We start from the raw sequence: 13,534 nt of genomic DNA on the forward strand, positions 1-13,534 counted from the left end.
TTCATGAAAAAAGTCTGGATCGGAATTGGCATCGCCGTTATAGTCGCTCTTTTTATTGGAATAAATGTATACCGGTCTGCCGCTCCAACAAGCGGCAGCGCCGGCCAGAAGATACAGACGGGGAGCCTTGAAGAAAAAGAAATCTCGTCAAAGGTAATGGTTCCCGGCACACTAAAATTTTCAAATGAACAGTATGTCTTTTATGAAGCGGATAAAGGGACATTAGAAGACATTAAAGTAAAGGAAGGCGATAAGGTTAAAAAGGGCACACCTTTAGTTACCTATACAAATGAGCAGTTGAGCCTTGAAAAAGAACAGAATCAGTTAACGGCTGAATCGAACCAGCTTCAAATTGACCAAATTCAAGAAAAGATAAAAGCGTTAGATAATAAAGAAAAAGAACTGGTAAAACAGGTAGGAAAGAAACAAGCAGAAAAACAAATCGAATCTGAACGGACAGAGCTTCAAATGCAGAAAAAAACAGCTGAGATCGAATTAAAACAAACCGAGCTTCAGCTGCAGTCACTTGCCAACCGGGTGTCAGATTTAGAAGTAAAAAGTGAAATTGAAGGCACCGTTATTTCTGTCAACCAAGAAGCGGCATCCAAAAAGTCAGATATTCAAGAGCCTGTCATACATATCGGCAACCCCAAAGACCTCGTCGTCTCAGGGAAATTGTCTGAATACGATACATTGAAAGTTAAAAAAGGCCAGAAGGTCACACTCACTTCAGATGTAATACAGGATAAAACATGGAAAGGCACGGTTTCCGCAGTCGGACTTGTTCCTGATCAGCAGGAAAGCGCTGCGGCACAAGGAACAGAACAGGCAGTCCAATACCCTCTTCAAGTGAAAATAAAAGGAAATCTTCCTGAAGGAAAGCCAGGCTTTAAATTTATCATGAATATTGAAACTGATAAGCGAAAAGCAAATACACTTCCTTCAAAGGCAGTCAAAAAAGCAGATGACCAATATTATGTGTATACAGCAAAAGACGGAAAAGCAAAGCGAGTTGATGTCAAAATCGGCGAAGTGACAGATGATCTGACAGAAATTAAAGAGGGGCTTTCTCAAGATGATCAAGTCATTTTGAATCCATCTGATCAGGTGACTGATGGAATGGAAGTGAAATCTTAAATGATTCAGCTTTCTAATGTGCGAAAAAGCTACCAGATCGGCAGAGAAACATTTGATGTTCTCCATTCTATTCATTTGGACATTCATCAAGGGGAATATGTCTCGATTATGGGACCGTCAGGATCAGGGAAATCGACGATCATGAATATTATCGGCTGCCTTGACCGACCGACTTCAGGTACGTATAAATTGGACGGCGAAGACATTTCTTCATATAAAGATAAAGAACTGGCGGCAGTCCGTAACCGGTCAATCGGTTTTGTATTTCAGCAATTTCAGCTTCTTCCGCGGCTGAACGCAAAAAAAAATGTTGAGCTGCCGATGATTTATTCCGGGATAGGCAAAAAAGAACGTCAAGAACGGGCTGAGAGAGCATTGGAAAAGGTCGGATTAGCCGATCGAATGCTCCACATGCCCAATGAGCTGTCGGGCGGGCAAAAGCAGCGGGTGGCGATTGCGAGGGCGATCGTGAATGAGCCGAAATTGATTTTAGCTGATGAACCGACCGGCGCGCTGGATACGAAAACAAGCGTAGCGATTATGGATCAGTTTACAGCTTTAAATGCCGAAGGAACGACAATCGTTCTTGTTACACACGAGCCCGAAGTTGCAGATTGCACGAACCGGATCGTTATGGTGCGTGACGGAAATATTGTTCCTGCGAGCTCCGGCCAAAGGAGTGTGGGGGAATGAGCCTGTTAGAAAACATCAGAATGGCTCTAAGCTCTGTCCTTGCCCATAAAATGCGTTCGATCTTAACAATGCTCGGCATTATCATTGGTGTAGGCTCTGTCATCGTTGTCGTTGCGGTAGGGCAGGGCGGTGAGCAAATGCTGAAGCAGTCGATCAGCGGACCGGGAAATACCGTGGAGCTGTACTATATGCCGAGCGACGAAGAGCTTGCAAGCAATCCGAACGCTGCAGCTGAATCTACGTTTACAGAAAACGATATTAAAGGTTTAAAAGGGATAGAAGGCATTAAACAAGTCGTTGCCTCGACTTCTGAAAGTATGACAGCGCGTTATCATGAAGAAGAAACCGATGCTACGGTTAACGGAATAAATGATGGATACATGAATGTCAATTCTTTAGAAATTGAAAGCGGCAGAACCTTTACAGACAATGACTTTCTCGCGGGGAATAGAGTCGGAATCATCTCTCAAAAGATGGCTAAAGAGCTGTTTGATAAAACCTCCCCTTTAGGTGAAGTTGTCTGGATAAACGGACAGCCCGTTGAAATTATCGGCGTGCTGAAAAAAGAAACAGGTTTGCTTTCTATCGATTTAAGTGAAATGTATGTGCCATTTAATATGATGAAATCCTCTTTTGGTACAAGTGATTTCAGTAACGTATCATTGCAGGTTGAATCAGCAGACGATATAAAATCGGCTGGGAAAGAAGCGGCACAGCTGGTAAATGACAATCATGGCACAGAGGATTCGTATCAAGTGATGAACATGGAAGAGATTGCGGCCGGAATTGGCAAAGTAACGGCAATTATGACAACGATTATCGGCTCAATTGCGGGCATCTCTCTATTGGTCGGCGGAATCGGTGTCATGAATATTATGCTTGTATCAGTCACAGAACGGACGCGGGAAATCGGAATCAGAAAATCACTCGGTGCGACGAGGGGACAGATCCTGACTCAGTTTTTAATTGAGTCAGTCGTATTGACGCTGATTGGCGGCCTGATCGGGATTGGTATTGGGTACGGAGGGGCCGCGCTTGTTTCAGCCATTGCGGGCTGGCCGTCACTCATATCCTGGCAGGTTGTATGCGGGGGCGTGCTGTTCAGTATGCTCATTGGTGTTATTTTCGGCATGCTTCCTGCAAATAAAGCCGCAAAGCTTGATCCGATTGAAGCGCTGCGTTATGAGTAGCCTCATGCAACATGCATGAGGTTTTTTTATGTTTAGTGATTTCTACTATGAATATAAAAGACTTTTTTCATTAAAATAAGAAGAAAATGTCGTACAATTGTCCTTATTTTTGTCGAATTTACAGTTTACAAACCCTATAGACATACGTTAATATGGATAAACGTGAAAGATTTTGATAGTTATTGAATGAATTTGAATGATTTTAGTTGCCTAAACTGAAAATAGCGTTTACAATGAAATTGTATTCAAAATGAATACGTTTTCATTAGGAGGTGAAGCATGCTAACTCCTGAACGGCATCAATTAATTATTGATCAAATAGAAAAGCATGATGTGGTAAAGATTCAAGAGCTCATAAATCTGACAAATGCTTCTGAATCAACAATCAGAAGAGATTTATCGACACTTGAAGAACGTGGTTTTTTAAAGCGTGTTCATGGGGGAGCGGCCAAGCTTTCCGATATCAGACTTGAACCCGATATGCTTGAAAAATCATCCAAAAACCTTCATGACAAATTGAAGATTGCTGAAAAAGCTGCTTCTCTTTTAGAAGAAGGGGATTGCATTTACCTTGATGCAGGCACGACGACATTGCACATGATTGATTTTATGGATAAGACCAAAGATATTGTCGTTGTCACAAACGGGGTGATGCATATCGATGCATTAATAAGGAAAGAAATTTCTTTTTATCTGCTTGGAGGATACGTAAAGCAGAGAACGGGCGCGATTATTGGAGGCGCTTCACTGATTGCCATGGACCAGTACAGGTTCGACAAGAGTTTTCTGGGGACAAACGGTGTTCATACAGAGGCTGGATTCACAACGCCGGACCCTGATGAGGCCCTTTTAAAACAGAAAGCGATCAAACAGGCAAAACACGCTTACGTCTTAGCAGACCCTTCGAAGTTCGGAGAAATTTCATTTTCGGCATTCGCCGGAATAGGCGACGCAACAATCATTACGACTGACGCTGAAGAGCTTACATTCGATAATTACCAAGAAAAAACTGTCGTAAAGGTAGTGAAACCATGATTTACACTGTAACACTTAATCCATCTGTCGATTATATTGTTCACGTTGAAGATTTTACTGTAGGAGGCCTGAACCGTTCTTCGTATGATACCAAGTATCCAGGGGGCAAAGGCATCAACGTATCGAGACTGCTGAAAAGACACCATGTACCGTCTAAAGCGCTCGGATTCGTCGGCGGATTTACCGGAGAATATATCAAAACATTTTTACGGGAAGAAAACCTGGAAACAGCTTTTTCTGAAGTAAAAGGGGATACCCGTATCAATGTAAAGCTGAAAACTGGTGATGAAACTGAAATTAACGGGCAGGGACCGACAATTTCGGATGAAGATTTCAAAGCCTTTTTAGAACAGTTCCAATCTTTAGAAGAGGGAGATATCGTCGTTCTTGCAGGAAGCATTCCATCTTCATTGCCTCACGATACGTATGAAAAAATCGCAGAGGCCTGCAAACAGCAGAACGCACGAGTTGTTCTGGATATCTCAGGCGAGGCTCTTTTGAAAGCAACAGAAATGAAACCATTTTTGATGAAGCCAAACCATCATGAGCTTGGAGAAATGTTCGGCACGACCATTACATCTGTTGAGGAAGCCGTTCCTTATGGGAAAAAGCTTGTAGAACAAGGCGCTGAACATGTAATCGTATCAATGGCCGGAGACGGAGCGCTTCTGTTTACGAACGAAGCTGTTTATTTTGCTAACGTGCCAAAGGGGAAATTGGTAAACTCAGTCGGAGCAGGGGATTCCGTTGTCGCAGGTTTCCTTGCCGGAATTTCCAAACAGCTGCCGCTTGAAGAAGCATTCCGCTTAGGGGTTACTTCAGGCAGTGCTACCGCGTTCTCTGAAGAACTTGGAACAGAAGAATTTGTCCAGCAGCTTCTTCCTGAAGTTAAGGTCACACGTCTATAGAGGAGGAAACACAAGTGAAAATAACTGAGCTTTTAACAAAGCATACGATAAAGCTTGATATTGAGAGCAAAGAAAAAGAAAATGTTATTGACGAAATGGTCACTGTTCTTGATAAGGCTGGTAAGTTAAATGACCGACAAGCCTATAAAGAAGCCATTTTAAACCGCGAAAGCCAAAGCTCAACGGGTATTGGTGAAGGAATCGCTATCCCTCATGCGAAAACGGCAAGCGTTATCAACCCGGCGATCGCGTTCGGACGTTCTAAAGACGGTGTCGATTATGAATCATTAGACGGCCAGCCGGCTCACTTAGTCTTCATGATTGCGGCGACTGAAGGCGCAAACAATACTCACCTTGAAGCATTGTCAAGACTTTCAACGCTGTTAATGCGTGAAGAAATCCGCAAGCAGCTCCTTGAAGCTGAGTCAGAAGATGCCATCATCGACATTATTAATCAGCACGATAAAGATGATGACGAAGAGGAAGAGGAAGAAGAAGCGGCACCTGCACCTGCCGGAAAAGGAAAAATTTTAGCGGTTACTGCATGCCCGACAGGTATTGCCCATACATTCATGGCTGCGGATGCCCTTAAAGAAAAAGCGAAAGAGCTTGGTGTGGACATTAAGGTCGAAACAAATGGTTCAAGCGGCATTAAGCACAAGCTGACTGCTCAAGAAATCGAAGATGCGCCTGCAATCATTGTCGCAGCGGACAAGCAGGTTGAAATGGAACGCTTTAAAGGTAAGCGCGTACTTCAAGTTCCTGTAACGGCGGGTATCAGACGCCCTCAGGAGCTAATCGAAAAAGCGATGAACCAAGATGCCCCGATTTATCAAGGCAGCGGCGGTTCTTCAGCTTCAAACGATGAAGGTGAAGCGAGAGGCAAGTCTGGAAGTGGAATCGGAAACGCGTTTTATAAGCACCTGATGAGCGGTGTCAGCAACATGCTTCCGTTCGTAGTCGGCGGCGGTATCCTCGTTGCGATTTCATTCTTCTGGGGAATTCATTCTGCTGATCCGAAAGATCCTACTTACAACGCGTTTGCCGCAGCTCTTAAGTTTATCGGCGGTGACAACGCATTAGGATTAATTGTGGCAGTTCTTGCTGGATTTATCGCAATGAGTATTGCAGACCGTCCTGGTTTTGCGCCTGGTATGGTCGGCGGATTTATGGCGACTCAAGCGAATGCGGGATTCTTAGGCGGATTAATTGCCGGATTCCTTGCCGGTTATGTCGTGATTTTACTGAAAAAAGTATTTACCTTTATCCCTCAGTCACTTGATGGATTAAAACCTGTTCTGATTTACCCGCTGTTCGGTATTTTTATCACTGGCATATTAATGCAATTTGTCATCAATACACCTGTAGCAGCATTTATGAATTTCTTAACAAACTGGCTTGAAAGCCTTGGTACTGGAAACCTAGTATTGATGGGTATTATCTTGGGCGGTATGATGGCGATCGATATGGGCGGTCCGCTTAATAAAGCAGCCTTTACGTTCGGTATCGCGATGATCGATGCAGGCAACTATGCGCCTCATGCGGCAATCATGGCCGGCGGTATGGTTCCTCCGCTTGGTATCGCACTTGCTACAACCATTTTCCGAAACAAATTCACTCAGCGTGACCGTGAAGCTGGTATTACATGCTACTTCATGGGTGCTGCTTTCGTAACAGAGGGAGCGATCCCGTTTGCTGCGGCTGATCCGCTTCGCGTCATTCCAGCTGCTGTAATCGGTGCAGCTGTTGCCGGCGGATTAACTGAATTCTTCCGTGTAACGCTTCCGGCGCCTCATGGAGGAGTATTCGTAGCTTTCATTACCAACCATCCGTTGCTTTACCTATTAAGTATCGTGATCGGTGCTGTCGTGATGGCAATTATCCTCGGTATTGTCAAAAAACCTGTTACAGAGAAATAAGAAAAAAAGCGTCCTTGATTCGAAAGGACGCTTTTTCTTATCCGACAGGCAGAGAGCGGGTTAAGTTATGTAATTTATTCTTTTTTATGATAAAGTAAAAGAAGAGAAACAACTGACATAGCAATCGTCTAGGAGGAAACACTTTGACCGAGGAAAAAAATACGAATACTGAGAAAACGGCGAAGAAAAAAACCAATACGTACTTGGAATGGGGTAAAGCGATTGTCATCGCTGTTCTGCTGGCTCTCCTGATCCGTCACTTTTTGTTTGAACCGTATTTAGTTGAAGGTTCATCTATGTATCCCACATTACATGACGGAGAAAGGCTGTTTGTGAATAAAACAGTCAACTATATCGGCGAGCTGAAGCGCGGAGATATCGTTATTATCAACGGTGAAACTTCTAAAATCCATTATGTAAAAAGATTGATCGGAAAACCTGGAGAAACCGTTCAAATGAAGGATGACACGCTTTATATAAACGGAAAAAAAGTAGCCGAGCCTTACTTGTCTAAAAATAAGAAGGAAGCAGAAAAACTTGGTGTCAGTCTGACAGGAGACTTTGGACCGGTTAAGGTTCCGAAAGGCAAATATTTTGTCATGGGAGATAACCGGCTGAATTCTATGGACAGCCGAAATGGATTGGGACTGATTGCGGAAGATCGAATTGTTGGCACATCGAAATTTGTCTTTTTCCCGTTTAACGAAATGCGTCAAACAAAATAAAAACGCCTTGCTGGCCTTTGGACAGCAGGCGTTTTTATTTTGAAAAAGAAGCGACCAATGCAATGCATAAAACTGTGATGAACACTGAACCGATAATGGCCAGCACACTGAAGAAAAGGTGAACCTGTTTGTTCTCTTTTCCGCGCTTTTCTAAAAGTCGTTTAGAAAAAATGTGCGAAAATATATAAATAAGCGCTATGCCTATGTATAAGCCGATATCCTTGGCGGTAAAGCCTGTTACGGCAAGGTAAAAGCCCGTAAAAAAGATTAATAAGCAATATTCAGTAAGTGTTAAAAGCCTCAACGTGTTCCTCCATGAGAGTGTGTAATTTTCCAGGCGGATGCATTCTCTCTCTTTAATTGTAACACAGCTGGCTGGTTTGGGTGTATAAGTGTTTTCTCTCTGTTTTAACAGGGAATCATTTCTCTTGCCTTGCATTCATGGTATACTTTTAATGATGATAGACATGATGGAGGATAATAAATGATTGCTGTAAATAATGTAAGCTTGCGGTTTGCGGATCGTAAGTTATTTGAAGATGTTAATATTAAATTTACCCCAGGCAACTGCTATGGGTTAATTGGTGCAAACGGTGCCGGTAAATCAACGTTTCTAAAGGTGCTGTCAGGCGAAATCGAGCCTCAGACAGGCGATGTGCATATGAGTCCTGGCGAGCGTCTTGCCGTCTTGAAGCAGAACCATTTTGAGTACGAAGAGTATGAAGTGCTGAAAGTGGTCATCATGGGTCACAAACGCTTGTATGAAGTCATGCAGGAGAAAGACGCTATTTACATGAAGCCTGATTTCTCAGATGAGGATGGGATTCGTGCTGCTGAGCTAGAAGGTGAATTTGCGGAACTGAACGGATGGGAAGCGGAAAGTGAAGCTGCGATTCTGTTAAAAGGCCTTGGTATCTCAGAAGATCTGCACACAAAGAAGATGGCCGATCTTGGCGGTTCGGAGAAGGTGAAAGTTCTCTTGGCACAGGCATTATTCGGCAAGCCGGATGTTCTGCTGCTCGATGAGCCGACGAACCACTTGGACCTTCAGGCAATCCAGTGGCTTGAAGAGTTTCTCATTAACTTTGAAAATACAGTTATTGTCGTATCCCATGACCGTCACTTCTTAAATAAAGTGTGTACGCACATTGCTGACCTTGATTTTAATAAAATTCAAATCTATGTCGGAAACTATGATTTCTGGTACGAGTCAAGCCAGCTGGCGTTAAAGCTTTCTCAAGAAGCGAACAAGAAAAAAGAAGAGCAGATTAAACAGCTTCAAGAGTTTGTCGCTCGATTCAGCGCCAATGCGTCTAAATCTAAGCAGGCTACATCAAGAAAGAAACTTCTCGAAAAAATCACGCTGGATGATATTAAACCGTCTTCCCGCCGCTATCCTTATGTTAACTTCACGCCGGAACGGGAAATCGGAAATGATGTTCTTCGCGTGGAAGGCTTAACAAAAACAATCGATGGTGTAAAGGTGCTTGACAATGTCAGCTTCATTATGAACCGAGAAGATAAAATTGCTTTCACTGGCCGGAACGAACTTGCTGTTACTACACTGTTTAAAATCATTTCCGGGGAAATGGAAGCTGACAGCGGAACGTTTAAATGGGGTGTTACCACATCTCAAGCGTATTTTCCAAAAGACAACAGCGAATATTTCGAAGGCAGTGATCTGAACCTTGTAGATTGGCTTCGCCAATATTCTCCGCACGACCAAAGTGAGAGCTTTTTACGCGGGTTCTTAGGACGCATGCTGTTCTCTGGAGAAGAAGTCCACAAAAAAGCAAATGTACTTTCCGGGGGAGAAAAGGTCCGCTGTATGCTGTCAAAAGCGATGCTTTCTGGCGCCAATATTTTAATTTTGGATGAGCCGACCAACCATTTAGACTTAGAATCCATTACAGCGCTTAATAACGGCTTAATCAGCTTTAAAGGCGCTATGCTGTTTACTTCCCATGACCATCAGTTTGTGCAGACCATTGCCAACAGAATTATAGAAATTACACCTAACGGCATCGTTGATAAGCAAATGAGCTATGACGAGTTCCTTGAAAATGCTGATGTGCAGAAAAAATTAGCTGAACTATACGCGGAATAAAAAAGCAGAGATCTCTCTGCTTTTTTTGATACCTAAATATGAAAGGAGATCACAACATGAAATTTTTAGTTGTCGGAGCAGGTGGAGTAGGTGGATATATTGGCGCACGGCTTTCGGAGAAAGGAAATGATGTGACATTTCTCGTGCGCCAAAAAAGAGCTGAGCAGCTTAAAAAAACCGGGCTTGTCATCCATAGTGAAAAAGGGAATGTAACATTTCAGCCCGAACTAATCAGTGCCGGAGAAACAGGGCAATTTGATATCGTTATCATTGCTTCTAAAGCATACTCGCTTGATCAGGTGATAAACGATGTCAAACCGTTTATCCATCTGGAATCTGTCATTATCCCTTTCTTAAACGGGTACCGCCACTATGAGCAGCTATTTGCGGCATTTTCAAAAGAACAGGTGCTGGGCGGGCTGTGTTTTATAGAAAGTGCTTTAGACAGCAAAGGAGAAATTCATCATACGAGTGCATCGCATCGTTTTGTATTTGGAGAATGGAACGGCGAGCGTACGGAGCGAATAAGAGCGCTTGAAGAGGCATTTTCAGGCGTAAAGGCTGAAGTCATCACTAGCGGGCATATCGAGAAGGACATTTGGAAAAAGTATCTCTTTATTGCAGCGCAAGCGGGGATTACAACGTTATTTCAACGACCGCTTGGCCCGATCCTCGACACAGAAGCCGGACGTCACACGGCCCAAACTCTAATTGGGGAGATTGGCGCTGTTTTACGTAAAGAAGGTGTTCCGGCTGATCCGGATCTTGAGGAAGAGAGCTTTCGTACGATGACAAGCATGTCTTATCATATGAAGTCCTCCATGCTTCGGGATATGGAAAACGGCCAAACGACTGAAGGCGACCACCTGCATGGATTTTTGCTTGAAAAAGCAAAACGTTTATCTCTCGCGGCACCCGTATTAGAAACCGTTTATGCGAATCTGCAAATGTATGAAGCAGAAAAATAAAAAAAGGAGGCGGAAAAGCCTCCTTTTTTATTTAAAAAGCCCAATTTCCGTTTCGGAAAATAGGTTCTCTTTTTCCATCATCAGTAATTCCGTCAATATTCATATCCTTTGCACCGATCATAAAGTCTACGTGTGTAATGCTTTCATTTAAGCCTTCTTTGACAAGCTCTTCACGAGACATCTGCTTTCCGCCTTCAATATTAAAGGCATAGGCGCTTCCGATCGCCAAATGATTTGACGCGTTTTCATCAAACAACGTGTTATAGAAAAGAATGTTTGATTGTGATATAGGCGAATCGTAAGGAACAAGTGCCACTTCACCTAAATAGTGAGAACCTTCATCTGTTTCCACCAGTTCTTTTAAAATGTCCTCACCTTTTTCAGCTTTAATGTCGACTATACGGCCATTTTTAAACGTGAGGGTGAAATTTTCAATAATATTTCCGCCGTAGCTTAATGGTTTTGTGCTTGATACTACTCCGTCAACCCCGTCTTTTTGAGGCAGCGTGAATACTTCTTCTGTCGGCATATTAGCCATAAATTCATGGCCGCTTTCATTCACGCTTCCTGCACCTGCCCAAACATGCTTTCTAGGCAGCTTAATTGTTAAATCAGTTCCTTCTGCTTGATAATGTAAGGCAGCGTAATGTCTCTCGTTCAAATGATCAACTTTTTCATGAAGATTTTGGTCATGATTGATCCATGCCTGAACTGGATTGTCTTCGTTTACGCGCGTCGCTTTAAAAATTTCTTCCCACAGAAGGCGAATGGCTTCCTCCTTTGATTTGCCAGGAAACACTTTCTGAGCCCAGCCCTCTGATGCCGCACCTACGACAGTCCAGCTGACTTTGTCTGATTGAATATATTGTCTGTATGTATGTAATGCTTTGCCTGCTGCTTTTTGGAATGCTGCAATCCGTTTGGAATCTACACCCTTTAGCAAGTCTGGGTTTGACGACACAACAGAAATGAAAGCAGCTCCATTTTTGGCAAGCTCTTCTCTGCCTTTTGCTTCCCATTCAGGATATTCTTCAAATGCCTCAAACGGCGCAAGTTCGTATTTTAATTTGGCTACTTCGTCATCCTGCCAATTCACTGTGACGTTTTTTGCACCCTTTTCATATGCGTGTTTTACAATTAAGCGCACAAAATCCCGGACGTCTGTTGAAGCGTTTACGACTACATATTGGCCTTTTTGGACATTTACACCGACTTCTACTGCCAGTAGTGCATATGTATTTAATTTCTGTGAAAATGAATCCATGAACCATTCCTCCTCAAGCTTTTTTCTCATCATATCAAATATGATCCTATAAAGGAAAGAAGGAGACCAAAGTGAAAAACCCAAAACGACACGTCTTGGGTTTTTCAATACTATGGATGATTCAGTTTTACAGTGCCGCCTTCAGGCGAATGGGGCATATTTGCCAAAGAAATGCTCATGCCTCCAAGAATAATTCCGCTTAAAATGGCTGCTATCGCTACTCTTCTTCCTAAATCTCTTAGCATCTGTTTCCTCCTTAACGTTTCTCCATTTCCCACAATATGAAGGAAGTGAGGAAAAAAGAAGCAAGAAATTTGCCGCGTGTAAGATTTATGCAGGGAAAGACTATTTAATTGCCTTTTGCAGCTTATCAATCACTTCTAAAGAACGGCCTGTGCCGATTGCTACAGATTCAAGCGGGTTTTGCGCCACGTGTACAGGCACGACAATCTCTTCTGTAAGCCATTCTTTAATTCCATTAAGAAGCGCGCCGCCTCCTGTTAAAATAACGCCGCGGTCGACAATATCTCCGCTTAATTCTGGCGGGCAGTCCTCGAGCGTCGCTCTGATGGCTTCAAGAATATGCAGGAGGGATTCACGCATTGCATCTTGAATTTCGTTGGATTGAAGCATAATGGTTTTTGGAAGGCCTGTCACGAGGTCGCGTCCCCGAATTTCCATTGCCTCAGGTATATGTTCAATCAGAGCATGGCCGATTTCCATTTTTACCTGCTCAGCTGTGCGTTCGCCGATCAGCAAATTGTATTTTTTCCGGACGAAAGAAACGATATCCTCATCAAGCTGGTCTCCGCCGATCCTGATAGAATGGCAGGAAACAACGCCACCGAAGGAAATGATAGCGACCTCTGTCGTCCCTCCGCCGATATCTACGACCACATTGGCAACCGGCTCATCAACCGGTAAATCCGCTCCGATGGCGGCTGCTACTGGCTCTTCGATTAAATGAACGTTTTTTGCGCCGCAATTTTTCACCGCATCACTGATGGCACGGCGTTCTACCGCTGTTGAGCCTGACGGTGTGCAAACGACTACGTTCGGCTTTCTGAATGACATGCCGATGCTTTTTGCGGCTTTTTTCATAATGTGCTTTAGCAGATCAGTTGTCATATCATAGTCTGCGATCACGCCATCTTTCATCGGTCTGACAGCGACAATTTTCCCCGGTGTTTTACCGATCATGTTTTTGGCGTCAGCTCCGATTGCAAGAACTGCCTTTGTCGTTGTATCCACTGCGACAACAGATGGTTCATTTAGGATAATCCCTTTATTTTTGCTGTAAACAAGTATATTAGCTGTTCCTAAGTCAATCCCGATTTCAGTTGATTGAAACATGTTTTCACCCAATCTCTATCCTAATTTAATATGATTCTACATTTAAAGTTTCTCAGAAATACTGCGATTTTTGGGGGTGTGTGTCGGTAAAGAAATGTTTTTGTAAAAAATCAAGGAGCTGTGTAACAGAAGTAATACATTTTTCGGTTTTATGGAAAAAATATCTTGTGATTCTTATAGAAAGCGGGAAACTTTTTTTGAGTTTCATTCGTCTACGATATATTGAGGTACATCC

General features: G+C 43.2%; 13 protein-coding genes. 9 read left to right on the top strand and 4 right to left on the bottom strand.

Annotation, left to right across the window (positions count from 1 at the left end):
• Nucleotides 1-3: 3 nt before the first annotated feature.
• The 7 genes from BLL41_RS02900 (at nt 4) to sipT (ending at nt 7,607) form a co-directional block, all read left to right on the top strand.
• Nucleotides 4-1,137, top strand: coding sequence for an efflux RND transporter periplasmic adaptor subunit (locus tag BLL41_RS02900; protein ID WP_071576734.1), 1,134 nt, complete (start codon nt 4-6; stop codon nt 1,135-1,137).
• Nucleotides 1,138-1,830: an ABC transporter ATP-binding protein YknY gene (yknY, locus tag BLL41_RS02905; protein WP_071576735.1), complete on the top strand. Its 693-nt coding sequence runs from the start codon at nt 1,138-1,140 to the stop codon at nt 1,828-1,830.
• Complete coding sequence (gene skiZ, locus BLL41_RS02910; RefSeq protein WP_071576736.1) at nt 1,827-3,020, top strand: sporulation-delaying-protein transporter subunit SkiZ; 1,194 nt, start codon at nt 1,827-1,829, stop codon at nt 3,018-3,020. The genes yknY and skiZ overlap by 4 nt, the downstream gene beginning before the upstream one ends.
• Before the next feature lie 279 nt (nt 3,021-3,299).
• Entirely contained in the window at nt 3,300-4,055 is a 756-nt protein-coding gene (locus tag BLL41_RS02915) for a DeoR/GlpR family DNA-binding transcription regulator (protein ID WP_071576737.1), read from the top strand.
• Nucleotides 4,052-4,963, top strand: a complete 912-nt coding sequence (gene pfkB, locus BLL41_RS02920) for a 1-phosphofructokinase (protein ID WP_071576738.1) — start codon at nt 4,052-4,054, stop codon at nt 4,961-4,963. The genes BLL41_RS02915 and pfkB overlap by 4 nt, the downstream gene beginning before the upstream one ends.
• 14 nt (nt 4,964-4,977) lie before the next feature.
• Complete coding sequence (locus tag BLL41_RS02925) at nt 4,978-6,882, top strand: PTS fructose transporter subunit IIABC (RefSeq protein WP_071576739.1); 1,905 nt, start codon at nt 4,978-4,980, stop codon at nt 6,880-6,882.
• A 143-nt stretch (nt 6,883-7,025) separates the two neighbouring features.
• On the top strand, nt 7,026-7,607 hold the full coding sequence (gene sipT / locus BLL41_RS02930) for a signal peptidase I sipT (RefSeq protein WP_003232348.1): 582 nt from the start codon (nt 7,026-7,028) through the stop codon (nt 7,605-7,607).
• Nucleotides 7,608-7,641: 34 nt separating this feature from the next.
• Here the strand turns inward: sipT and BLL41_RS02935 are convergent, their stop codons facing one another.
• Nucleotides 7,642-7,911: a hypothetical protein gene (locus BLL41_RS02935; RefSeq protein WP_003232345.1), complete on the bottom strand. Its 270-nt coding sequence runs from the start codon at nt 7,909-7,911 to the stop codon at nt 7,642-7,644.
• Nucleotides 7,912-8,091: 180 nt separating this feature from the next.
• On the opposite strand from BLL41_RS02935, the gene BLL41_RS02940 reads away from it, so the two are divergent.
• A complete protein-coding gene (locus BLL41_RS02940) occupies nt 8,092-9,714 on the top strand; it encodes an ABC-F family ATP-binding cassette domain-containing protein (RefSeq protein ID WP_071576740.1) in 1,623 nt (540 codons plus the stop codon).
• A 56-nt stretch (nt 9,715-9,770) separates the two neighbouring features.
• Nucleotides 9,771-10,682 carry a ketopantoate reductase family protein gene (locus tag BLL41_RS02945; RefSeq protein WP_071576741.1) on the top strand — a complete coding sequence of 304 codons (912 nt, stop codon included), beginning with the start codon at nt 9,771-9,773 and terminating at the stop codon, nt 10,680-10,682.
• A gap of 31 nt (nt 10,683-10,713) precedes the next feature.
• Here BLL41_RS02945 and BLL41_RS02950 read toward each other — a convergent pair whose 3' ends face one another.
• From BLL41_RS02950 to mreBH, 3 genes are all read right to left on the bottom strand, one after another.
• Complete coding sequence (locus BLL41_RS02950) at nt 10,714-11,946, bottom strand: aminopeptidase (RefSeq protein ID WP_071576742.1); 1,233 nt, start codon at nt 11,944-11,946, stop codon at nt 10,714-10,716.
• Between the two features lie 110 nt (nt 11,947-12,056).
• Nucleotides 12,057-12,191, bottom strand: coding sequence for a protein YkpC (locus BLL41_RS02955; protein WP_071576743.1), 135 nt, complete (start codon nt 12,189-12,191; stop codon nt 12,057-12,059).
• A gap of 100 nt (nt 12,192-12,291) precedes the next feature.
• On the bottom strand, nt 12,292-13,299 hold the full coding sequence (gene mreBH / locus BLL41_RS02960) for a cell shape-determining protein MreBH (RefSeq protein WP_003245743.1): 1,008 nt from the start codon (nt 13,297-13,299) through the stop codon (nt 12,292-12,294).
• Nucleotides 13,300-13,534 lie beyond the last annotated feature (235 nt).

The organism is Bacillus sp. FMQ74, from assembly GCF_001875785.1.
GTDB classification, from domain to species: domain Bacteria; phylum Bacillota; class Bacilli; order Bacillales; family Bacillaceae; genus Bacillus; species Bacillus stercoris.

What these genes read in the sequence shown, in the direction of transcription:
- BLL41_RS02900 (WP_071576734.1), top strand. Translation starts at nt 4, where the DNA reads ATGAAAAAAGTCTGGATCGGAATTGGCATCGCCGTTATAGTCGCTCTT.
- yknY (WP_071576735.1), top strand. Translation starts at nt 1,138, where the DNA reads ATGATTCAGCTTTCTAATGTGCGAAAAAGCTACCAGATCGGCAGAGAA.
- skiZ (WP_071576736.1), top strand. Translation starts at nt 1,827, where the DNA reads ATGAGCCTGTTAGAAAACATCAGAATGGCTCTAAGCTCTGTCCTTGCC.
- BLL41_RS02915 (WP_071576737.1), top strand. Translation starts at nt 3,300, where the DNA reads ATGCTAACTCCTGAACGGCATCAATTAATTATTGATCAAATAGAAAAG.
- pfkB (WP_071576738.1), top strand. Translation starts at nt 4,052, where the DNA reads ATGATTTACACTGTAACACTTAATCCATCTGTCGATTATATTGTTCAC.
- BLL41_RS02940 (WP_071576740.1), top strand. Translation starts at nt 8,092, where the DNA reads ATGATTGCTGTAAATAATGTAAGCTTGCGGTTTGCGGATCGTAAGTTA.
- BLL41_RS02945 (WP_071576741.1), top strand. Translation starts at nt 9,771, where the DNA reads ATGAAATTTTTAGTTGTCGGAGCAGGTGGAGTAGGTGGATATATTGGC.
- BLL41_RS02950 (WP_071576742.1), bottom strand. Translation starts at nt 11,946, where the DNA reads ATGGATTCATTTTCACAGAAATTAAATACATATGCACTACTGGCAGTA.
- BLL41_RS02955 (WP_071576743.1), bottom strand. Translation starts at nt 12,191, where the DNA reads ATGCTAAGAGATTTAGGAAGAAGAGTAGCGATAGCAGCCATTTTAAGC.
- mreBH (WP_003245743.1), bottom strand. Translation starts at nt 13,299, where the DNA reads ATGTTTCAATCAACTGAAATCGGGATTGACTTAGGAACAGCTAATATA.